General features: G+C 62.6%; 19 protein-coding genes and 1 riboswitch. Of the genes, 13 read left to right on the forward strand and 6 right to left on the reverse strand.

Translation table 11 applies throughout. The features are described from left to right. The first annotated feature begins 51 nt into the window (after positions 1-51). Positions 52-588 (forward strand): biliverdin-producing heme oxygenase, encoded by a 537-nt coding sequence (locus AB4Z25_RS27300; protein WP_112538946.1) that lies wholly within the window; start codon positions 52-54, stop codon positions 586-588. Next, positions 585-3152 (forward strand): HWE histidine kinase domain-containing protein, encoded by a 2568-nt coding sequence (locus AB4Z25_RS27305; RefSeq protein WP_112538945.1) that lies wholly within the window; start codon positions 585-587, stop codon positions 3150-3152. Before AB4Z25_RS27300 ends, AB4Z25_RS27305 begins: the two co-directional genes overlap by 4 nt. Positions 3153-3155: 3 nt before the next feature. On the opposite strand, the gene AB4Z25_RS27310 is transcribed toward AB4Z25_RS27305, so the two are convergent. After that, positions 3156-3800 carry a TetR/AcrR family transcriptional regulator gene (locus tag AB4Z25_RS27310; RefSeq protein ID WP_112390446.1) on the reverse strand — a complete coding sequence of 215 codons (645 nt, stop codon included), beginning with the start codon at positions 3798-3800 and terminating at the stop codon, positions 3156-3158. 281 nt (positions 3801-4081) lie between these two features. Here AB4Z25_RS27310 and AB4Z25_RS27315 point away from each other — a divergent pair, with 281 nt between their 5' ends. The 4 genes from AB4Z25_RS27315 to AB4Z25_RS27330 all read left to right on the forward strand — a co-directional run bounded on the left by AB4Z25_RS27315 (position 4082) and on the right by AB4Z25_RS27330 (position 7525). Then, positions 4082-5335, forward strand: a complete 1254-nt coding sequence (locus AB4Z25_RS27315) for a Zn-dependent hydrolase (RefSeq protein ID WP_112538944.1) — start codon at positions 4082-4084, stop codon at positions 5333-5335. A 52-nt stretch (positions 5336-5387) separates the two neighbouring features. Further along, positions 5388-5585, forward strand: a complete 198-nt coding sequence (locus tag AB4Z25_RS27320; protein ID WP_112390444.1) for a hypothetical protein — start codon at positions 5388-5390, stop codon at positions 5583-5585. A 102-nt stretch (positions 5586-5687) separates the two neighbouring features. Next, entirely contained in the window at positions 5688-7142 is a 1455-nt protein-coding gene (gene hydA / locus AB4Z25_RS27325) for a dihydropyrimidinase (protein WP_112538943.1), read from the forward strand. A gap of 5 nt (positions 7143-7147) precedes the next feature. Continuing rightward, positions 7148-7525 carry a hypothetical protein gene (locus AB4Z25_RS27330; RefSeq protein ID WP_112538942.1) on the forward strand — a complete coding sequence of 126 codons (378 nt, stop codon included), beginning with the start codon at positions 7148-7150 and terminating at the stop codon, positions 7523-7525. Between the two features lie 2 nt (positions 7526-7527). On the opposite strand, the gene AB4Z25_RS27335 is transcribed toward AB4Z25_RS27330, so the two are convergent. Then, complete coding sequence (locus tag AB4Z25_RS27335) at positions 7528-7941, reverse strand: cupin domain-containing protein (protein ID WP_112538941.1); 414 nt, start codon at positions 7939-7941, stop codon at positions 7528-7530. Positions 7942-8040: 99 nt separating this feature from the next. On the opposite strand from AB4Z25_RS27335, the gene AB4Z25_RS27340 reads away from it, so the two are divergent. From AB4Z25_RS27340 to AB4Z25_RS27365, 6 genes are all read left to right on the forward strand, one after another. Beyond that, entirely contained in the window at positions 8041-8823 is a 783-nt protein-coding gene (locus AB4Z25_RS27340; protein WP_112538940.1) for an ABC transporter ATP-binding protein, read from the forward strand. A 204-nt stretch (positions 8824-9027) separates the two neighbouring features. After that, the gene (locus tag AB4Z25_RS27345) at positions 9028-9912 is read left to right on the forward strand and encodes an ABC transporter permease (RefSeq protein WP_112538939.1); all 885 of its coding nucleotides are present in this window, start codon (positions 9028-9030) and stop codon (positions 9910-9912) included. Further along, the gene (locus AB4Z25_RS27350) at positions 9909-11036 is read left to right on the forward strand and encodes an ABC transporter permease (protein ID WP_112538938.1); all 1128 of its coding nucleotides are present in this window, start codon (positions 9909-9911) and stop codon (positions 11034-11036) included. The genes AB4Z25_RS27345 and AB4Z25_RS27350 overlap by 4 nt, the downstream gene beginning before the upstream one ends. 57 nt (positions 11037-11093) lie before the next feature. Next, positions 11094-12065: an ABC transporter substrate-binding protein gene (locus AB4Z25_RS27355; RefSeq protein ID WP_112538937.1), complete on the forward strand. Its 972-nt coding sequence runs from the start codon at positions 11094-11096 to the stop codon at positions 12063-12065. A gap of 417 nt (positions 12066-12482) precedes the next feature. Further along, the gene (locus tag AB4Z25_RS27360) at positions 12483-13676 is read left to right on the forward strand and encodes an efflux RND transporter periplasmic adaptor subunit (protein WP_112538936.1); all 1194 of its coding nucleotides are present in this window, start codon (positions 12483-12485) and stop codon (positions 13674-13676) included. A gap of 11 nt (positions 13677-13687) precedes the next feature. Continuing rightward, positions 13688-16993 carry an efflux RND transporter permease subunit gene (locus AB4Z25_RS27365; RefSeq protein ID WP_112538935.1) on the forward strand — a complete coding sequence of 1102 codons (3306 nt, stop codon included), beginning with the start codon at positions 13688-13690 and terminating at the stop codon, positions 16991-16993. 216 nt (positions 16994-17209) lie between these two features. Here AB4Z25_RS27365 and crcB read toward each other — a convergent pair whose 3' ends face one another. Both crcB and AB4Z25_RS27375 read right to left on the reverse strand, forming a co-directional pair. Continuing rightward, complete coding sequence (gene crcB / locus AB4Z25_RS27370) at positions 17210-17641, reverse strand: fluoride efflux transporter CrcB (protein WP_112538934.1); 432 nt, start codon at positions 17639-17641, stop codon at positions 17210-17212. A gap of 52 nt (positions 17642-17693) precedes the next feature. Further along, positions 17694-17756, reverse strand: a riboswitch (Fluoride riboswitch). 104 nt (positions 17757-17860) lie between these two features. Continuing rightward, the gene (locus AB4Z25_RS27375; RefSeq protein ID WP_112538933.1) at positions 17861-18613 is read right to left on the reverse strand and encodes an SDR family oxidoreductase; all 753 of its coding nucleotides are present in this window, start codon (positions 18611-18613) and stop codon (positions 17861-17863) included. A 110-nt stretch (positions 18614-18723) separates the two neighbouring features. Here AB4Z25_RS27375 and AB4Z25_RS27380 point away from each other — a divergent pair, with 110 nt between their 5' ends. Further along, complete coding sequence (locus AB4Z25_RS27380; RefSeq protein WP_112538932.1) at positions 18724-19665, forward strand: LysR family transcriptional regulator; 942 nt, start codon at positions 18724-18726, stop codon at positions 19663-19665. 10 nt (positions 19666-19675) lie between these two features. Here the strand turns inward: AB4Z25_RS27380 and ureG are convergent, their stop codons facing one another. Both ureG and AB4Z25_RS27390 read right to left on the reverse strand, forming a co-directional pair. Next, on the reverse strand, positions 19676-20287 hold the full coding sequence (gene ureG / locus AB4Z25_RS27385) for an urease accessory protein UreG (RefSeq protein WP_112390432.1): 612 nt from the start codon (positions 20285-20287) through the stop codon (positions 19676-19678). Positions 20288-20363: 76 nt separating this feature from the next. Further along, positions 20364-21035 (reverse strand): urease accessory protein UreF, encoded by a 672-nt coding sequence (locus tag AB4Z25_RS27390; RefSeq protein ID WP_112538931.1) that lies wholly within the window; start codon positions 21033-21035, stop codon positions 20364-20366. Positions 21036-21040: the final 5 nt, after the last annotated feature.

Genomic DNA, 21040 nt, shown 5'->3' on the forward strand with positions numbered 1-21040 from the left:
GCGCCGTACGGGGCGGTGCATCGGCCACCATCAACCGGAATTGCAATAACCATGTCACTTCGAACTGCGCTGCGCGCCGGCACCAGCGATTGCCACGCTGATGTCGATCAAATCTTCGGCAGGTTCGATCTCGGACGTGAAGCAGATTACAGGGCCTTCCTCTCCGCCCACACCCGCGCCGTTCCGGCCGTTGAGATAGCGCTGGAAAAAGCCGGTATCGAGCGGCTGATCCCCGACTGGGCGGAGCGGCGCCGCCGTGATCTGTTGCTCGACGACCTCGCGGCGATGAATGTTCCGCTGCCGCCCGCCCTCGATGTGCCTCCGATGCAAGACGATGCAGCGCTTCTTGGCGCCGTTTATGTGCTTGAAGGCTCGAAGCTCGGCGGCGCGATGCTGGCCAAGGCCGTCGGCGAAGGGCTGCCATCCGCCTATCTCAGCCCCTTCGGCCCCAAGGGTGGCATGAAGGCTTTTATGGACATGCTCGATGTCTCCGGCGCCGACGAGGCGAGAGCCGTCGAGGCTGCCCGCGCCGTCTTCGTCCTGTTCCGCAAGGCTGCTGAGATGGAACTGGAGATGGCCGCCTCGTGAGCGAAACCTTCGACCGCGTCGACCTGACGAACTGCGACCGCGAACCGATCCACCGCCTCGGCGCCATCCAGCCGTTCGGCTTCCTGCTCGTTTCCTCCGCCGACTGGCTGGTTGCCCGCGCCTCGGAAAATCTCGAACAGTTCATCGGCATCAGCTACAAGGACGTGCTCGGCCGACCGCTCTCCGAAGTGATCATGCCGCAGACGCTGCATACGCTGCGCAACCGTCTCGCCGTCATCAGGGGCCCCGATATCGTCGAACGGCTGTTCGGCGTGCAGTTTTCCGAGAACGGTCCTGCCTTCGACGTGGCGCTCCACATCAGCGACGGTCAGGTCATCATCGAGGCCGAGCCCTCGCAGGACGGTGCCCAGGGCGGCGCGACCATGTCGATCCGCAGCATGATGGCCCGTCTCGACCAGGCGCAGACGCTGGAAGCCTTCTACCGCGAAGGCGCCCGCCAGGCCCGCGCGCTGACCGGTTTCGACCGCGTCATGGTCTATCGTTTCGACGAAAAGGGATCTGGCGAAGTCGTCGCCGAAGCGGCCCGCCCCGGCATCGGCTCCTTCCTCGGCCTGCACTATCCGGCCTCCGACATCCCGGTTCAGGCCCGCGCGCTCTATGTCCGCAACCTCTTCCGCGTCATTGCCGATATCGATGCGACGCCTGTCGCCATCCATCCAGAGCTCGACGAGCACAGCCGCCCGCTGGATCTGTCGATGTCGATCCTGCGCTCGGTCTCGCCAATCCACATCGAATACCTGAAGAACATGGGCGTCGGCGCCTCGCTGTCGATCTCGATCATCGTCGACGGCAAGCTCTGGGGCCTGTTTGCCTGCCATCACTATTCCGCCCGCCTGCCCTCCTTCGAGCGGCGTTCGACCTCCGAGCTTTTTGGCCAGATGTTCGCCTCGCGCCTCGAAAGCCGCGAGCGGCGGCTGGCGCTGGAATTCGAAACCAAGGCCCGCCAGATCGCCGACAGACTGCTGACCTCGGTCGCCGACAATGCCAGCCTGCTCGACGACCCGACCTGGCTGATCGACGCGCTCTCGGACGCCATTCCCGCCGATGGCATCGGCGTCTGGATCAACGGCCGCTCGGCGCTGACCGGGCTTTCGCCGACGCAGGAGCAGTTTTCCGGCCTGGTCAAGATCCTCAACCGCACATCCTCCGGCCGGGTTTTCACCACCGACCATCTGCAGGAACTCTGGCCGGACAGCGATATCGACGGCACCGTCGCCGGCCTGATGGCGATCCCGATTTCGCGCTCGCCGCGTGACTATGTGATCCTGTTCCGCCAGGAGATCGTCCGCACCGTCCGCTGGGCTGGCGACCCGCACAAACCGGTCGAATACGGCCCGAACGGCCCGCGCCTGACACCGCGCAAGAGCTTCGAAAGCTGGTCGGAACTGGTCCGGGGGCGCTCGCACCCCTTCACCTCGGCCGAAAAGCGCGTGGCCGATACGATCCGCGTCACGCTGATCGAGGTCATCCTGCGCCTTGCCGACGAGGCGAGCGCCGTGCGCCAGCAGGCCAACGAACGCCAGGAAATCCTGATCGCCGAGCTGAACCACCGTGTCCGCAATATCCTCAGCCTGATCAGTGGCCTGATCCGCCAGTCGCGCACCAGCGATGGCGATATCGGCGAATATGTCGGCCAGCTGGAAGGCCGCGTTCAGGCGCTGTCACGCGCTCACGACCAGATCACCCGGGATCATTGGGCCCCGGCTTCGCTGCGCTCGCTGCTGCAGGCAGAAGCCGCTGCCTATCTCGGCAAGAACGCCGCCCGCGTTGTCATGCGCGGCGAAGAAGTGCTGCTCGGCCCGCAGGCCTTCTCGACGGCGGCCCTTGTCTTCCACGAACTCGTTACCAACAGTGCCAAATACGGCAGCCTCTGCGACAGCGGAACGGTCACCGTCGCCTGGACCGAGGACGACACGGGCAATCTGCTGGTCGAATGGCGCGAGAGCGACGGTCCGCCGGTAAAGGCGCCGAAACGGCAGGGCTTCGGAACCACCATCATCCGCCACTCGATACCGTACGATCTCGGCGGCAAGGCCGAGGTGCGCTATGAGCCCAAGGGGCTGCAGGCGGATTTCACCATCCCGGCGAAATATGTCACCTTTGCCGACGGACCGGTCTCGATCGTCCCGGAAGTGCGCCAGCAACCGGCCGCCAAGACCGCGACGATCATTTCGGAAAAGCCGCTGCAGGGCTGCAGCATCCTGCTGGTCGAGGACAACCTGATCATCGCCATGGACGGCGAGGATATCTTCCTGCAGCTTGGCGCCAAGGATGTGACGCTGGCGCCGAGCGTCTATCAGGCTCTCGAATATGTGGCGGAGAAGCATTTCGATCTTGCCGTGCTCGACGTCAATCTCGGCGACGAGACCAGCTTCCCGGTCGCCGAGAAACTGGTGCAGGCAGGCACGCCGCTTGTCTTTGCAACGGGTTACGGCGAGGCGGTCGCCAAGAACTTCAGCGGGGCCAATATTCTGCAGAAGCCTTATACGATCGAAAGCGTGGCGGCGGCGCTCGACAAGATGATGCCGTTGAAGAAGGTCTGACACTCAGACCGGCTGCACCATCAGCCCGCCGACGAAGAGCTGTTCGAGAAACCGCGCGGCATCCTCGAAGCGCCCGGCGCCGGAATGCTCCTGGCCGAGCACTGCCCGCACCTGCACATCGAAGTCGGCATAATGCTGGGTCGTCGACCAGATCGAGAAGATCAGGTGATAGGGATCGCATTTGGCGATCTTGCCGGCCTTGGCCCAGACGCGGATGACCTCCGCCTTCTCGTCGACCAGGCTCTTCAGCGGCCCTTTCAGCTCGTCCTCGATATGCGGCGCGCCCTGCAGAACCTCGTTGGCGAAGAGGCGGCTTTCGCGCGGAAAATCACGCGCCATTTCCAGCTTGCGCCGGATGTAGCTGCGGATTTCGGATTCCGGATTGCCTTCGGCATTGAAGGCCCTGAGCGGCTCCAGCCAGGTGAAGAGTACCCGGTCGATCAGCGCCCGGTGCATCGCTTCCTTGGTGCGGAAATAATAGAGCAGATTGGGCTTCGACATGCCTGCGGCGGCAGCGATCTGGTCGATGGTCGAGCCGCGGAAGCCGCTGACCGAAAACACATCCAGCGCCGCTTCGAGGATCTGCTCTTCCTTCTCCTCCTGGATTCGCGTCCGGCGCTGGGTCCTCGCTGCTCTCGGAATGGCCATATGGCTCTCGTTTCCCTCACAAATTCAACTGCTTCACTCAAGTTTTCAGAAGCAGTTTCCGGCTCGCAAATTTGTCAGTATTTTTGCTGTTTTACGTCTTGAGCCCGGCGCCGGAAGCTGTAATGTTTACCAATCGGTCAAATTATCCGTCAGATGCAAAATAAAGGCAACGTCGGATTTTCCAGCGCAAAGAAAACAAACAATCGCGCCGGGAATTGACCAAGGGAACAGACCGGACATGCTCAGCGCATGACTGATGAAAACAGGCGAGGACTTCAGATATGGTGGCAGCACCAGGCGAAAACATGCGCGTCAACGGCGACCGTCTGTGGGACAGTCTCATGGACATGGCAAAGATCGGCCCCGGTATCGCCGGCGGCAACAATCGCCAGACGCTGACGGACTCGGACGCAGAAGGCCGCAGCCTCTTCAAGACCTGGTGCGATGCCGCCGGCATGACCATGGGCGTCGACAAGATGGGCACGATGTTCGCAACCCGCCCCGGCACCGATCCTGACGCCTTGCCGGTTTACGTCGGCTCTCACCTGGACACCCAGCCGACCGGCGGCAAATATGACGGCGTTCTCGGCGTGCTCGCCGCGCTCGAGGTCGTTCGCACGATGAACGACCTCGGCATCAAGACCAAGCACCCCATCGTCGTCACCAACTGGGCGAACGAGGAAGGCGCGCGTTTCGCGCCCGCCATGCTCGCTTCCGGCGTCTTCGCCGGTGTCCACAGCATCGATTACGCCTATGGCCGCAAGGACCCCGAGGGCAAGACCTATGGCGACGAGCTGAAACGCATCGGCTGGCTGGGCGACGAGGAAGTCGGCGCCCGCAAGATGCACGCCTATTTCGAATATCACATCGAGCAGGGCCCGATCCTCGAAGCCGAAAACAAGCAGATCGGCGTCGTAACGCACTGTCAGGGCCTGTGGTGGCTGGAATTCACCCTCACCGGCCGCGAGGCCCATACCGGCTCGACGCCGATGAACATGCGCGTCAATGCCGGTCTCGCCATGTCGCGGATCATCGAGATGGTCCAGGGCGTCGCCATGGGCGAACAGCCCGGCGCCGTCGGCGGTGTCGGCCAGGTGTTCTTCTCGCCGAATTCCCGTAACGTGCTGCCCGGCAAGGTGGTCTTCACCGTCGACATCCGGACGCCCGATCAGCCCAAGCTCGACCGCATGCGCGCAAAGATCGAGGGCGAAGCCGCCAAGATCTGTGAAGCGCTCGGCGTCGGCTGTTCGATCGAAGCCGTCGGCCATTTCGACCCCGTTACCTTCGATCCCGTCCTCGTCGGTCGCGTCCGCGATGCCGCTGAAAAGCTGGGTTACTCCCACATGAACGTGATCTCCGGCGCCGGCCACGACGCCTGCTGGGCCGCCAAGGTGGCGCCCTCCACCATGGTCATGTGCCCCTGCGTCGGCGGCCTCAGCCACAACGAGGCGGAAGAGATTTCCAAGGAATGGGCGACGGCGGGTGCGGATGTGCTGTTCCATGCGGTGGTCGAGACGGCGGAGATTGTGGTGTGAAACAATTGCGCCTATATTCCGAAGGAGAATTGCCGCCAACGGAGGCCGGTGAATGTCAACCGACAACCTCATACTTGAGCACTTGCGTGCCATCCGGGGCACCGTCGAACGGCTCGCCGACGACATGCAGGTCGTCAAGCAGCGTCTCGGCATACTCGAACATCAATATGCGACCATTTCGACACGGCTCGACCGCATCGATGAACGCGTCTTGCGGATCGAAAAGCGGCTTGATCTCGTCGAGGCATAGCCCCCTCGAGCATTTACCGAACATCACCCGACTGCTTCGCACGCAACCTCTCCACTAGGGGATGCGATCGGTCACCTGACTCAATAAAAACAGGGAACAGCCATGACCACAGTCATCAAGAATGGAACCATCGTCACCGCCGACCTGACCTACAAGGCCGACGTGAAGATCGAAGGTGGCAAGATCGTCGAGATCGGGTCGAACCTTTCGGGCAACGAGGTGCTGGACGCCACGGGCTGTTATGTCATGCCCGGCGGCATCGATCCGCATGTCCATCTCGAAATGCCCTTCATGGGCACCTATTCCTCCGACGATTTCGAGAGCGGCACGCGCGCTGCTCTTGCCGGCGGCACGACGATGGTCGTCGATTTCTGCCTGCCCGATCCCGGCCAGTCGCTGCTCGACGCGCTGAAACGCTGGGACAACAAGTCGACCCGCGCCAATTGCGACTATTCCTTCCACATGTCGGTGACCTGGTGGGGCGAGCAGGTCTTCAACGACATGAAGACCATCGTGCAGGAAAAGGGCATCAACACCTTCAAGCATTTCATGGCCTATAAGGGCGCGCTGATGGTCAACGACGACGAGATGTTTGCGTCGTTTTCGCGCTGCGCCGAGCTTGGCGCTCTCCCCCTCGTCCATGCCGAGAACGGCGATGTCGTCGCCGCCATGCAGCAGAAGCTGATGGACGAAGGCAATAATGGTCCTGAGGGACACGCCTATTCGCGCCCGGCCTCGGTCGAAGGCGAAGCGACGAACCGCGCCATCATCATCGCCGATATGGCGGGCGTCCCGCTCTATGTGGTCCACACCTCCTGCGAACAGGCCCATGAAGCGATCCGCCGCGCCCGCCAGAACGGCATGCGCGTCTATGGCGAGCCGCTGATCCAGCACCTGACACTCGACGAGACTGAATATTTCAACCGCGACTGGGATCACTCCGCCCGCCGCGTCATGTCCCCGCCGTTCCGCAACAAGCAGCATCAGGACAGTCTCTGGGCCGGCCTTTCCGCCGGTTCGCTGCAGGTCGTGGCGACCGACCACTGCGCCTTTACCACAGACCAGAAGCGCACCGGCCTCGGCGACTTCCGCAAGATCCCGAACGGCACCGGCGGCCTTGAAGACCGCATGCCGATGCTCTGGACCTATGGCGTCGCGACCGGCCGTATCACCATGAACGAGTTCGTCGCGGTCACCTCGACCAATATCGCCAAGATCCTCAACGTCTACCCGAAGAAGGGTGCAATCCTCGTCGGCGCCGATGCCGATATCGTCGTCTGGGATCCGAAGCGCTCCAAGACCATCTCGGCCAAGAGCCAGCAGTCGGCGATCGATTACAACGTCTTCGAAGGCAAGGAAGTCACCGGCCTGCCGCGCTACACGCTGACCCGCGGTGTCGTCGCCATCGAGGAATCGACCATCAAGACCCGCGAGGGCCACGGCGAGTTCGTCAGGCGCGAACCCTTCCAGGCCGTCAACAAGGCGCTCTCGACCTGGAAGGAGCTCACCGCTCCCCGCAAGGTCGAACGCACCGGCATCCCGGCGAGCGGGGTGTGATCCAAATGCGCGGCCAAGTCATTCTGACGATTGTTTCATTGGCCGCGCTCTCCACCGCGGCTTTCGCCGATACGCTGCCGATCACGGGCAGCTACGGCAACAAGGATGGCTGCGCCTATGCCAAATCGGGCGAAAGCACCGGCTCCGACAACTTCTTCCTGCTGACCTCCGAGGCGATCACCACCGCCGCCTCCTATTGCGAGATCAAGAAGGTGCTGAAGACCGAGGGCAAGAATTTTACGGCCACGGTCTCCTGCCAGGCCGAGGGTGAGGAAGGCGAGAGCGAGGACACGGCGAAGATCACCTCCGGCCCCAAGGGCTATACGATCGGCTTCACCTCGGACGCCGCTATCAAGTGGGGGCCGCTGCCGCTATGCAAGTAGCCTCAATCCAGCACGATACTGTCGAGCGCGGGCAAGAGCACGACGCTCTCCTGCTCGTTGGGATCTGTCCGCGCGATGATCGCCGTGCAGGGCGTGCTGCTCAAATTGGCGGGCAGATGCGGAACGCCCGCCGGGATATAGAAAAGCTCGCCGGCATGGACGATGACGTGGTTCTTGAGATTGTCGCCATACCAAGTATGCGCCTCGCCGGAGAGCATGTAGATCGCCGTCTCGTGCGCCTCATGCAGATGCGCCTTGGCCCGCACGCCGGGCGGGATCGTCAGGAGATGCATGCAGATGCCCTTGGCGCCGACCGTTTCCGCGGCAATGCCTTCGAAATAGCTGAGCCCCTGCTTGCCGTCATAGGCGTGGCTGGGGCGAACAATGTGGCAGGTGGGCTTTGACTTAGCGTCCATTCTCATCCTCCATGGACTTTGCCGCGGCGTGTGAAACCGGGCGGCAGCATAACATGCAAACCGCGCAGGCGCGGGGAAAACAGGACTGGTAACATCTCGATGCAAGCAGCCTCCGTCGTATCCGCCAAGGATCTCTGTCTCACCTTCCAGACGAATGACGGGCCGGTGCATGCGCTGAGCAATGTCAATCTCGACGTCAACAAGGGCGACTTCGTCTCCTTCATCGGCCCATCCGGCTGCGGCAAGACGACGTTCCTGCGCGTCATCGCCGATCTGGAGAAAACGACCTCAGGCGAGATTAGCGTCAACGGCATGACGCCGGAAGAAGCCCGCAAGGCCCGCGCCTACGGCTATGTCTTCCAGGCGGCCGCGCTCTACCCCTGGCGGACGATCGAGAAGAACATCGCCCTTCCCCTTGAAATCATGGGCTATTCGAAAGCCGACCAGAAGAAGCGCATCTCTGAGGCTCTCGAGCTCGTCGAGCTTGCCGGCTTCGACAAGAAATTCCCCTGGCAGCTGTCAGGCGGCATGCAGCAGCGCGCCTCGATCGCCCGCGCACTCGCCTTCGACGCCGACCTGCTGCTGATGGACGAGCCCTTCGGCGCGCTGGACGAAATCGTCCGTGACCATCTGAACGCCGCTCTGCTGAAGCTCTGGTCGCGCACCAACAAGACGATCTGCTTCGTCACCCACTCCATTCCGGAAGCGGTCTACCTCTCCACCAAGATCGTCGTCATGTCCCCCCGCCCCGGCCGCGTCACCGATATCATCGACTCGACGCTGCCGAAGGAACGGCCGCTCGGCATCCGCGAGACGCCGGAATTCCTGGAGATTGCGCATCGGGTGCGTGAGGGTTTGAGAGCGGGGCATAGTTATGAATGATCTGATGTTTGAGGCCGTGGTCGCCCCCCTCTGCCCTGCCGGGCATCTCCCCCACAGGTGGGGAGATTGGCTGGGCGCACCCGCTCATTCCAACATTGATGTCTGGCAGGAAGCCCGCCGCGAGTCGATCTCCCCCCTTGAGGGGGAGATGTCCGGCAGGACAGAGGGGGGTAACCCCACCCTCCCAATCAAGAGGATGTCCGCATGAAACCCGACACCCTCAAGGACAAGATCGTCCCGGTCCTCACCATCCTCGCCGCCTTCGTCGTCATCTGGTACATCGCCGCCGTGTTCATGAACGCGCCGTTCCAGCGCGACATGGACCAGCGCAACAACGTGACGCCGACGGCATCCGAATTCATCTCCGCAACGCTCTCCCAGCCGAAGCCGATCCTGCCGGCCCCGCATCAGGTGGCGCAGAACGTCTTCGAGAACACCTTCCTCAGAAAGCTCTCCAGCAACCGCAGCCTCGTCTATCACGCCGGCGTGACGCTCTCCTCGACGGCGCTCGGTTTTGCGCTCGGCACCATGCTCGGCATCCTGATCGCGGTCGGCATCGTCCATATCAGGGCGCTGGACCGCAGCCTAATGCCGTGGATCATTGCCTCGCAGACCGTGCCGATCCTGGCGATCGCGCCGATGGTCATCGTCGTGCTCGGATCGATCAACATCACCGGACTGATCCCGAAAGCGCTGATCTCGACTTATCTCTCCTTCTTCCCTGTCGCCGTCGGCATGGTGAAGGGGCTGCGTTCGCCCGAAGTCATGTATCTCGATCTGATGCGCACCTATAATGCCAGTGCTGCGCAGACCTTCTGGAAGCTGCGGGTGCCGGCCTCGGTTCCCTTCCTCTTCACCTCGATGAAGGTGGCGATTGCCGCAAGCCTCGTCGGTGCCATCGTCGGCGAACTGCCGACCGGTGCCGTCGCCGGTATCGGCTCGAAGCTGCTCGCCGGCTCCTATTACAGCCAGACCATCGACATTTGGGCGGCACTGGTGGCCGGTTCCGTGCTGGCGGCACTGCTCGTGGCGATCGTCGGATTGGCCGCCAAGATCGTCGATCGCGCCATGGGCGGGAGGCCGGCATGAAATATCTGACGCTTTCCTGGCAAAGCGCTCTGGCGCTGCTCTTCTGTCTCGGTGCGCTGGCCTCGCTGCCGCTGCTGGCGGACGGCGCCCCCGCCCCGTTCAGCAGCCAGACCACGACGCTTGTCGTGATCATAATCGCTGCCGCGGCGCTGATTTCGTTGACGGCGCTGCCACCGCTCTATTCGGCGACCGTGCTGCTGCTGGCCTCCTTCGATGCCGCCTGGCTGCTGCTGTCCGGCATCACCGGCAACGAGGGCATGGCGACCCGGGCTTTCCTGCTGCTGATCGCTGCCGCCTGGCTGCTCGCCTGGCGCTGCGTCACGCTGCTGTCGGACCTGCAGCCGCTGTCGAATACCGGCAAATCCTTCCTGCGGCTGTTGATCCCGGCAATCTTCGGCGCCTGGATCCTGATCCTCTGGGAGGCGGCAACGCGCGGCGGCGGCATCCCCTTCGTCATCCTGCCGCCGCCGAGCACCATCGGTGTGCGGATCGCCAATTCTCTGCCGATCCTCGGCGAGGACGTGCGCCAGACGATCTTCAAGGCCGTGCTGTTCGGGTATGTGGTCGGCTGCGCCTCCGGCTTTATCGTCGCGATCCTCGCCGACCGCGTCGCCTTCCTGCGCCGCGGGCTGCTGCCGATCGGCAACATGGTCTCGGCCCTGCCGATCATCGGCGTGGCGCCGATCATGGTCATGTGGTTCGGCTTCGACTGGCCGTCGAAGGCCGCCGTCGTCATCATCATGACCTTCTTCCCGATGCTGGTGAACACGGTGGCGGGCCTTTCCGCATCCGGCGCCATGGAGCGGGACCTGATGCGCACCTACGCATCCGACTACTGGCAGACGCTGCTGAAGCTCCGGCTTCCGGCGGCCATGCCGTTCATTTTCAACGCCCTGAAGATCAACTCGACGCTGGCGCTGATCGGTGCCATCGTTGCGGAATTCTTCGGAACCCCTATCGTCGGCATGGGCTTCCGCATCTCCACAGAGATCGGCCGCATGAATGTCGACATGGTCTGGGCCGAGATCGCCGTCGCGGCGGTGGCTGGCTCGGTTTTCTACGGCGTCGTCGCCCTTGCCGAACGGGCGGTGACTTTCTGGCATCCGTCTATCCGTGGTGGCTAGGCGTCGCTTTGTTCCCGCAAATGGGATTGGGGCATAACTTCAGAGGGAAAAAAGAAAATGAAGAAGTTGATGGTTGCAATGATGGCGAGCGCCATGTCGCTCGCCGCCGCTAACGCGATGGCGGCCGACAAGGTGACGCTGCAGCTGAAGTGGGTCGCGCAGAGCCAGTTCGCCGGCTATTACGTCGCCAAGGACAAGGGCTATTACGAAGAAGAAGGCCTTGACGTCGATATCAAGCCGGGCGGTCCTGACATCGCCCCGGAACAGGTGATCGCCGGCGGTGGCGCCGATGTCATCGTCGACTGGATGGGCGGCGCGCTGGTGGCCCGCGAAAAGGGCGTTCCGCTCGTCAACATCGCCCAGCCCTACCAGAAGTCGGGCATGGAAATGATCTGCCGCAAGGATGGTCCGATCAAGACCGAAGCCGATTTCAAGGGCCATACGCTCGGCGTCTGGTTCTTCGGCAATGAGTATCCGTTCTTCGCCTGGATGAACAAGCTCGGCCTGAAGACCGAAGGCGGCGCCGATGGCGTGACCGTGCTGAAGCAGAGCTTCGACGTCCAGCCGCTGCTGCAGAAGCAGGCCGACTGCATTTCCGTCATGACCTACAATGAATACTGGCAGGCAATCGATGCCGGCCTTAAGCCCGAAGATCTTATCGTCTTCAACTACAGCGCCATGGGCAACGATCTCCTGGAAGACGGCCTCTACGCCAACGAAGACAAGCTCAAGGATCCGGCTTTCAAGGAAAAGATGGTCAAGTTCGTCAAGGCCTCGATGAAGGGCTGGAAATACGCCACTGAAAATCCGGATGAAGCAGCGGAGATCGTCGTCGATGCCGGCGGCCAGGACGAAAACCACCAGAAGCGGATGATGGGCGAAGTCGCCAAGCTGATCGGCGACGGCAGCGGCAAGCTCGACACGACGCTCTACGACCGTACCGCCAAGGCTCTTCTCGACCAGAAGATCATCACCAAGGAGCCATCCGGCGCCTGGACGCACGACATTACCGACGCCGCTTCCAAGTAAGCGACCGGGCAAACACGGCGAACGCGCGGAGAGATCCGCGCGTTTTCTGCTTTTTTAACGCCGATTGAAATTATTTGGCGTGCGCGTGTCGCACCTGCCATTTCTCGATCGTCTTCAGATTATACGCTGCGATCAATCATCGGAATGCAAACATAACCTGACGGTGATTGATCTAAACGTAAACGGTAATTAATGTGCCGCTCATGGGGAATTGTTTTCTAGCGGTCTTGTACGTCGCGCAAACCGATACCACGTACAAAACCAGATTTGCCGGACCGGGGACTTCTCTGTATGAGAGACGGCAAATGCGGGAATACCTCTGAGTAGTTAAACAGAGACGGGAATGGCCTGTTCGCAAGCTGCAGCATCGCTGCGCCGATTTTGGCCGGACATTTTGACATAATTGGATGACGACGCATGGCACGCACGCTTGAAATACTACGCGCCTCCACCCTTTTGATCGCCATCATGGCGGTATCGCCGGTCTTTGCCCAGGAGGCCGAAACGGCCACCACAAAGCCGAAGCAGAACCTTCCGGCGATCGTCGTCACCACGGCGAAGACCCGCGCGCTCGTCGATCGCGTCGTCGCCACAGGCACGGTCAAGGCCGTCGAGGAAGTCTATATCCAGCCGCAGGTCGAGGGCCTGTCGATCAGCTCGCTGAATGTCGATGTCGGCGACAAGGTTGCTGCCAACAGCACGATCGCCAGGCTGAACCCCGATTCCCTTCTGCTGCAGAAGAGCCAGATGCAGGCGACCAAGGCCAAGGGCGAGGCATCGCTTGCTCAGCTTCGCGCCCAGCTGGTCGAAGCCCAGGCCAATGCCTCCCAGGCACGCCAGCAGCAGGACCGCGCCCAGGAAATGGTCAAGAAGGGCACCGTCTCGACCGCAACGGTCGAACAGGCCGATGCGGCTGCCGCCTCCGCCAATGCCCGCGTCAGCTCCGCAGAGCAGGCAATCGAGGTCGCCCAGGCCGATCTGAAGGTCACCGACAGTCAGATCGCCGATGCCGACCTGAAGCTCGCTCGCACCGACGTGAAGACCCCGGTTGCAGGAACGGTGGCTGCCAAGAACGCCAATGTCGGCGCCATCGCATCCGGCAACGGCGATCCGATGTTCACCATCATTCGTGACAACGATATCGAGCTCGTCGCCGAAGTCGGCGAAAACGACATCATGAAGATCCAGCACGGCCAGAAGGCGACGATTTCGCTTGCCGGCAGCCGCGAGAAGCTCGCAGGCTCTGTGCGCCTGGTCTCCCCGACCGTCGATCCGACCACCCGCCTCGGCCTGGTGCATATCCTGATCGACGACGACAACAAGGCGCGCTCTGGCATGTATGGCAGCGCCGAAATCATCGTCAACACGGCTGAGAACGTGGCGCTGCCGCTGTCTGCCGTGCTGACGACGAACGAGGGCTCGTCTGCCCGCAAGGTCGAGAATGGCGTGGTGAAATTCGCCGCCGTCGAGACCGGCATCCAGGACGGTGCCTTTGTCGAAATCACGAAGGGCCTGAAGGACGGCGAGGAAGTCGTTGCCAAGGCCGGTGCCTATGTTCGCGACGGTGATCACATCACCCCTGTCCGCGAACAGCCTGCTGCTTCCAACTGAGAGACGGCCCGATGAACTTTTCAGCCTGGTCCATCCGAAACCCCGTAGCGCCGCTGCTGCTCTTCGGCCTGCTGCTTTTTGTCGGCATCCAGTCGTTCAACAAGCTGCCGATCACCCGTTTCCCGAATATCGACGTGCCGCTGGTCTCGATCGTCGTGACCCAGAGCGGCGCTTCGCCCGCCGAACTCGAAATGCAGGTGACCAAGGAGATCGAAGACGCGGTCGCCTCGATCACCGGCATCGATGAAATCCAGTCGACGGTGACGGACGGCCAGTCGCAGACCGTTGTCATGTTCCGCATGGAAGTGCCGACCGAACAGGCCGTGCAGGATACCAAGGACGCGATCGACCGCATCCGTAGCGATCTTCCCGCCAATGTCGAAGAGCCGATCGTCTCCAAGGTCGATGTCGAGGGACAGGCGATCCAGACCTTCGCCGTCTCCTCGCCCGACATGACGCTCGAGGAACTCTCCTGGTTCGTCGACGACACGATCAAGCGCTCGCTGCAGGGCCAGAGTGGCATCGGCCGCGTCGACCGTTACGGCGGCGCCGAGCGCGAAGTGCGCATCGAGCTCAACCCCGACAAGCTGAACGCCTATGGCATTACCGCGGCCAGCGTGAACCAGCAGCTGCGCGGCACCAACGTCGACCTCGGCTCCGGCCGCGGCCAGGTGGCGGGCAGCGAGCAGGCGATCCGCGTCCTCGGCGACGCCCGCAATGTCGCGGAGCTTGCCAACACCACGATCGCGCTGCCGAACGGCCGCTTCGTCAAGCTGACCGATCTCGGTGCCATCAAGGACACCTATCAGGAGCCGAAATCCTTCTCGCGCTTCGACGATACGCCTGTCGTCACCTTCGGCGTCTTCCGCTCCAAGGGCGCCAGCGAAGTCAGCGTCGCCGAAACGGTGGCGCAAAGCCTCGACAAGGTGCGGGCGGAAAATCCGAATGTCGGCATCGAGCTGATCAACGATTCCGTCTATTTCACCTATGGCAACTACGAAGCCGCCATCCACACGCTGCTCGAAGGCGCGCTGCTGGCCGTCATCGTCGTCTTCCTGTTCCTGCGGAACTGGCGCGCAACGCTGATCTCGGCGATCGCGCTGCCGCTGTCGGCGATCCCGACTTTCTGGATCATGGACCTGATGGGCTTCTCGCTGAACCTCGTCAGCTTCCTGGCCTTGACGCTGGCGACGGGTATTCTCGTCGACGATGCGATCGTCGAAATCGAAAACATCGCCCGCCATATCAAGATGGGCAAGACGCCGTATAGGGCGGCCATCGAGGCGGCCGACGAAATCGGCCTCGCCGTCATCGCCACGACGTTTACGATCATCGCGGTCTTCGTGCCGGTGTCGTTCATGCCCGGCATTCCCGGCCAGTACTTCATCCAGTTCGGCCTGACCGTCGCCTTCTCGGTATTCTTCTCCCTTGTCGTCGCGCGTCTCATCACGCCGATGATGGCCGCCTATCTGATGCGCGCCGAAGATGGCCAGGAAGATCATCACGATAACGATGGCGCCTTCTTCCGCGGCTATACCCGGCTGATCCGCGCCACCACCGGCCACTGGTGGAGCCGGTATGCGACGCTGATCGCCGCCATTGGCTTCCTCATCGGATCGGTCTTCCTGCTGTCGCAGGTACCGGGCAGCTTCCTGCCGCCGGAAGACGCCTCGCGCATCGTGCTCTCCGTCGAGCTGCCGCCGAATGCGACACTCGATGATACCGACAAGACCAGCAACGCGATCTATGAGCGCGTCAAGGATATCGACGGCGTCGAAAGCGTCTTCGTTCTCGGTGGCGCTTCGCCGAAGGGCGACCTCGAGCTGCGCCGCGCGACGATCACCCTGTCGCTCCATAAGCTCGACCAGTCGCTGGTCAAGAAGCTCGTCAACGACGTGCTCGGCTCCATCCCGGTCATCGGCCCGCATCTGCCGAAGGTCGAGGTTCATGGCCGCGTGCGACCGCAGTGGGATATCGAAAAGGAAGTCTTCGCCAAGGTGAAGGACATTCCTGACGTCCGCATCCTGAAGCTCAACGACCGCGGCGAACGGGACCTGTCGTTCAACTTCCTCTCCAAGAACGATCAGGACCTCAACGAGGCCGTCGGTCTTCTGGAATCGAAGCTGCGCGCCGATCCGCTGCTCGCCAATGTCAGCGCCGATGGCGCTCTGCCCCGTCCCGAACTGCAGGTCCGCCCGCGCAAGGATCAGGCCGCCCGCCTCGGCATCACGCCGCAGCAGATCTCCGAGACCATCCGCGTCGCCACCATCGGTGATGTCGATGCCGCACTCGCCAAGATCTCGCTCGACGACCGGCAGATCCCGATCCGCGTCCAGGCATCACTCGACATGCGCCGCGATCTCCAGGCCATCCGCGCCCTGAAGATCCAGACCGCCAGCGGCGGCAGCGTTCCGCTCTCGACGGTCGCCGACATCGACTATTCGGAAGGTGTCAGCTCGATCAAGCGCAACAACCGCTACCGCGTCGTGGCGATCGGCTCCGACCTGCCGCAGGGCGTGGCGCTGGATACGGCCTCGGCCCGCTTCCTTGAGATCGTCAAGGATACCAAGATCCCGTCCACGGTGCAGCTGGTCGAAAGCGGCGACACCAAGGTGCAGAAGGAAATGCAGCAGAGCTTCGTCAACGCCATGTTGATGGGCCTGATGCTGGTGCTTGCGGTGCTGATCCTGCTCTTCAAGAACGTGATCCAGCCCTTCACCATCCTGTTCTCGCTGCCGCTGGCAATCGGCGGCGTGGCGGTCGGTCTACTGGTCACCAACAATCCGCTGTCGATGCCGGTTCTGATCGGCATCCTGATGCTGATGGGCATCGTCACCAAGAACGCCATCTTGCTCGTCGATTTCGCCATCGAGATGCGCCGTCACGGCCTGTCACGCGTCGAAGCCATGGTGGAGGCCGGCCGCAAGCGCGCCCGCCCGATCATCATGACCTCGATCGCCATGTCGGCCGGCATGCTGCCGTCAGCCATGGGCGTCGGCGAAGGCGGCTCGTTCCGCGCGCCGATGGCCATCGCCGTCATCGGCGGCATCATCGTCTCGACAGTGCTGTCGCTCGTCGTCGTTCCCTCCTTCTTCCTGATCATGGACGATCTCTCCCGCCTGCTCGGCTGGATGTTCGGCCGCCTCGTGGGCAAGAAGGATGTGGAAGAGCCCACCTTGTCCCGCGAGGAACTGACCGAAGCCGTCGGTTCGCTGAAGGACCGGGTGAACGCGATCGAAAACCCGGAAGCCAAGCAGAAGAACGCCAACAGCAACGGCAAGAACGTCTTGCGGCTCCCGCCCTTCGCGGCGGAGTAACGGGGACGTCTCTTACAAAAAGGCCGGGCTCAATGCTCGGCCTTCTTGTTTGTGGGATGGCGCACAGACCACCACGTTTCCCTCATCCCTGTGCTTGTCACAGGGATCCAGCCGGCCCAAGTCCTTGGGCCGAAAAGACTCTTCCCGCCACGCAGACGCGCGGCGACTGGATTCCTGTGACAAGCACAGGAATGAGGGCGTTATGGTTGCCGCCCCTCACACCTCTTCCTCCACCCTCAACTGCGCCACCTGCTGCTCCCCACCGTTGAAATAAGACGCGATGAGATGCCCCACCGAAACAGCCGCGACGCAAAGCACCACCGAGGCGGCGATATTCACCCCTGCCCGCGTCATGGCGCCCACACGGATCAGATCGAGTGTCTGCAGGCTGAAGGACGAGAAGGTGGTGTAGCCGCCGCAGAGGCCGATCATCACGAAGAGCCGCATGTTCTCCGACACCGGAAAACGGCCATGCACCAGCGTTAGCGTGCCGAACAGGCCGATGATGAAGGAGCCGGTGATGTTGATGATGATCGTGCCCCAAGGCAGGTTGCCGCTAATCGGCACCGCCAGGACCGAGATCAGATAGCGCGCCAGGGTGCCGAGAGCGCCGCCGGCCATGATGATCAAGCAGGTATAGAGTGACATGCACGCCTCATTGTATCGGCGGGCAGTAGACACACTCCCACCGTCGATTGAAATCGCGGTAGGAGTCATCAGCCATCACGGCGGTTATCGGGGGCACTCCATCCCCATCGCGAATACGCTAATCGCGGCAGGCCGGAGATGCAACAGGCTCAGGCCGCGTCATTTTGCATCGCTTTGGCCGCGTCTGGCCACAGCGTCGATATCACCTGCCGGAACGCATCAGGCCGAAAAGCCGCCATCGGCGACAATCTCGGCGCCGGTGACGAAGGCGGCGCCAGGGCTTGCGAGATAGGCGACGACGCTGGCGATCTCGTGATCCTTGCCGTAGCGGCCAACGGCAATGCCGGGACCGACGATCTGCGAAATCGGTCCGCCATTCGGGTTCATGTCGGTATCGGTCGGGCCGGGATGGACGGTGTTGACGGTGATCCCCTTCGGACCGAGATCGCGAACCAGACTGCGATTGAACCCGGCGACGGCGCCCTTGGTCAGCGTATAGAGCGAAGCGGTCGGAAAAGCCGCGTAACGCACCATCGACGAGCCGATGTGAATGATGCGGCCGCCGGGCTTCATCCGGCGCACGGCCTCCTGTGTCGCCACGAACATGCCGGTGACGTTGACGGCAATCATTCGCTCGTAATCCGAAAATGTCGTCTCCTCGATGGCGCCGCCGAGCGCGATGCCGGCATTGTTGACGAGAATGTCGATCGCGCCGAAGGCTTCTCCGGTCTTTGCCACCGCGGCCCGCACGGCAGCGGGATCGCCGGCATCGGCCTGGATTGCGATGGCTCGTCCGCCACCAGCCTCGATATCCTTGACGACAAGCGCGGCGCGGTCGGGCGAGGCATGGTAGGTGATGGCAACCGCGGCCCCGTCCGCCGCGAGCCGCCTGGCGATGGCAGCGCCGATCGAGCGCGAACCGCCGGTGACGAGTGCTGCCTTGCCTGACAGGGGTTTCGATAGATCGGTCATTTCCTTAACTCCAGTTTCGTTTCGATGGAGCGGAATATGGCCAGTCTATTCCATTGCGATTAGCGGGTAACGGATTTAATAACTTTCAAACAATCGTTGAAAGTGAAGTGATGGAATCTCTGATCAATCTGGAATCATTCGTCAGGACGGCGGAGCTCGGCAGCTTTTCCGCCGCGGCGCGACGGCTGGCGATGACGCCCGCTGCCGTCAGCCGCAACGTCGCCGTGCTCGAGGCAAATCTCGGCATCCGGCTCTTCCAGCGCAGCACCCGCAGCCTGACGCTGACCGAAGAGGGCGAGCGCTTTCTGCGGGCGATCGGCGACAATCTCGCCGGACTGCAAAACGCCATCGCCTCGGCGGCATCAGACGAAGCGGCGCCTTCGGGCACGTTGAGAGTGAGCATGAGCCCGACGCTCGGCATCGGTTATATCCTGCCGTTACTGCCGGATTTCCTCGCGCGCTATCCGCTGATCCGGCCGGAATGGATGTTCGAGAACAGGCAGGTCGACTTGATCGCCGAGGGCTATGATGCGGCGATCGGCGGCGGCTTCGAGCTGGCGCCGGGCGTGATCGCCCGCACCCTTGCCCCTGCCCACATCATCGCCGTCGCCTCCCCCGCCTACATGCGTGGGAGATCACCACCCGAGGAACCATCGGATATGGCCAGTCTCGACGGCATCGTCATGCGTGCCAACCGCACCGGCAAGATCCGCCTGTGGCAGATGCGCAATGTCGCCGGCGACGAGCAGACGGCGGTGCCCAGAGAGCGGGTCGTGGTCGATGATCCGGCAGCCATGCGCGAGGCGGCCCTGATGGGCATCGGCGTGGCGATGATCGCCAAGCCGGACGCGCTGCCGCATCTGGAACGTGGCGACCTCATCCGTGTTGTGCCGCAATGGTATGTCGATGCCGGGCCGGTCTCGATATACCATTCGGGCAGGAAACTTCTGCCGCTGAAGACCCGCGTCTTCATCGATTTCGTTCTCGAAGCCTCGCGGCGGGAAAACTGGGCAGAGCGCTTCACCGGAAGCCTCGGCGAGCACGGCCCCTGACGCTTCCGCGTCAGAGCCCGCCATGCTCCTTGAGGAAACTGACGATCGAGCCGATACCATCGCCGCGCTTCATGTCGGAGAAGACGTAGGGACGGGTTGCCCGCATGCGTGTCGCGTCCCGGTCCATCACATCCAGATCGGCACCGACATAGGGTGCCAGATCCTTCTTGTTGATGACGAGAAGGTCCGACTTGGTGATCCCCGGCCCGCCCTTGCGGGGGATTTCCTCGCCCTGGCAAACGGAGATCACATAGATGGTGATATCGGCGAGGTCAGGAGAAAAGGTCGCCGCCAGATTGTCGCCGCCGGACTCGATGAAGACGACGTCGAGATCGGGGATACGCTGGTTCAGCCCGGCAATCGCCTGCAGATTGATTGTCGCATCCTCGCGGATGGCCGTGTGCGGGCAGCCGCCGGTCTCGACGCCGACGATGCGGTCCGACGGCAGCGCCTGCATGCGCATCAGCGCTTCGGCATCCTCGGTCGTGTAGATGTCGTTGGTGACGACGGCGACGGAATAGTCGTCGCGCATCGCCTTGCAGAGCTTCTCCGTCAGCGCCGTCTTGCCGGAGCCGACAGGCCCGCCGATGCCGACGCGGAGAGGTCCGTTTCTCGATTTCATAGATGTCACTCCAATTCACCCGATGATAGCGCCCGGCCATCACGCCTGCCACCGGCAAATGACGCAGATGCCTGCCTTACGAGCGGAAAAGTCTGCTGCTCTGGGTCTCGTGCCGCAGCGTCGAGATATCGGCCTGAACGGCCGCTGCACCGAGATCGTCGGTCGTCGCAGCCGAGGCGTTTCTGGCGATCTCGGCAATAACAGGTTCGAGCTTGGCCAGTATGCCGACACCATCCTTCTGACCGCCGACACCGAGGCGGATACCGGCCGAGACGGCCTGCGAGACATAGGCATGCAGGAAAGCGGCCAGCGCCTTGTCGAGCGCAACATCATGGGCGCCCGCGATGGCGCCGACGGCAACGGGATAGGCCACCTGCTGCGGCAGCCGCTCAAAAACAGGGTCCGGCCAAGCTCGCGCTGCGGTGAGGAAGGCATCGCCTAGCAGCATCGTTTCCTGATGCCGTTCCCGAGAGCCGGCGAGCGCTTCGGCAAGTGCGGCGAGATCGCCGATCGCAGTCGCATCGCCCTGCCCGCGCCACGCCGCGGCAAAGATCACCGCGTCGTTCCAGACATTGCCATGCGTCAGCAACGTCGAAATCCACGTCTCGAGTCCTGCGGCATCGGTGACGAGGCCGTCATGAACCGCGCGTTCCAACCCGCCGGAATAGGCGAATGAGCCGACCGGGAAGGCCGGCGACAGCCACGCCATCAGGCGCAGCAGCGCCTGGAGATCATCCGCTTGCGTCATCGCCG

This window comes from Rhizobium sp. RAF36, from assembly GCF_052114105.1.
In the GTDB taxonomy this organism is placed as follows: domain Bacteria; phylum Pseudomonadota; class Alphaproteobacteria; order Rhizobiales; family Rhizobiaceae; genus Rhizobium.

Excerpts from the sequence above, each read along its gene's own strand:
- AB4Z25_RS27390 (WP_112538931.1), bottom strand. The coding sequence starts at position 21,035 with ATGACGCAAGCGGATGATCTCCAGGCGCTGCTGCGCCTGATGGCGTGG.
- AB4Z25_RS27345 (WP_112538939.1), top strand. The coding sequence starts at position 9,028 with ATGAAACCCGACACCCTCAAGGACAAGATCGTCCCGGTCCTCACCATC.
- AB4Z25_RS27360 (WP_112538936.1), top strand. The coding sequence starts at position 12,483 with ATGGCACGCACGCTTGAAATACTACGCGCCTCCACCCTTTTGATCGCC.
- AB4Z25_RS27340 (WP_112538940.1), top strand. The coding sequence starts at position 8,041 with ATGCAAGCAGCCTCCGTCGTATCCGCCAAGGATCTCTGTCTCACCTTC.
- AB4Z25_RS27375 (WP_112538933.1), bottom strand. The coding sequence starts at position 18,613 with ATGACCGATCTATCGAAACCCCTGTCAGGCAAGGCAGCACTCGTCACC.
- AB4Z25_RS27330 (WP_112538942.1), top strand. The coding sequence starts at position 7,148 with ATGCGCGGCCAAGTCATTCTGACGATTGTTTCATTGGCCGCGCTCTCC.
- AB4Z25_RS27350 (WP_112538938.1), top strand. The coding sequence starts at position 9,909 with ATGAAATATCTGACGCTTTCCTGGCAAAGCGCTCTGGCGCTGCTCTTC.
- crcB (WP_112538934.1), bottom strand. The coding sequence starts at position 17,641 with ATGTCACTCTATACCTGCTTGATCATCATGGCCGGCGGCGCTCTCGGC.
- AB4Z25_RS27320 (WP_112390444.1), top strand. The coding sequence starts at position 5,388 with ATGTCAACCGACAACCTCATACTTGAGCACTTGCGTGCCATCCGGGGC.
- AB4Z25_RS27335 (WP_112538941.1), bottom strand. The coding sequence starts at position 7,941 with ATGGACGCTAAGTCAAAGCCCACCTGCCACATTGTTCGCCCCAGCCAC.
- AB4Z25_RS27355 (WP_112538937.1), top strand. The coding sequence starts at position 11,094 with ATGAAGAAGTTGATGGTTGCAATGATGGCGAGCGCCATGTCGCTCGCC.
- AB4Z25_RS27315 (WP_112538944.1), top strand. The coding sequence starts at position 4,082 with ATGGTGGCAGCACCAGGCGAAAACATGCGCGTCAACGGCGACCGTCTG.
- hydA (WP_112538943.1), top strand. The coding sequence starts at position 5,688 with ATGACCACAGTCATCAAGAATGGAACCATCGTCACCGCCGACCTGACC.
- AB4Z25_RS27365 (WP_112538935.1), top strand. The coding sequence starts at position 13,688 with ATGAACTTTTCAGCCTGGTCCATCCGAAACCCCGTAGCGCCGCTGCTG.
- ureG (WP_112390432.1), bottom strand. The coding sequence starts at position 20,287 with ATGAAATCGAGAAACGGACCTCTCCGCGTCGGCATCGGCGGGCCTGTC.
- AB4Z25_RS27300 (WP_112538946.1), top strand. The coding sequence starts at position 52 with ATGTCACTTCGAACTGCGCTGCGCGCCGGCACCAGCGATTGCCACGCT.
- AB4Z25_RS27380 (WP_112538932.1), top strand. The coding sequence starts at position 18,724 with ATGGAATCTCTGATCAATCTGGAATCATTCGTCAGGACGGCGGAGCTC.
- AB4Z25_RS27310 (WP_112390446.1), bottom strand. The coding sequence starts at position 3,800 with ATGGCCATTCCGAGAGCAGCGAGGACCCAGCGCCGGACGCGAATCCAG.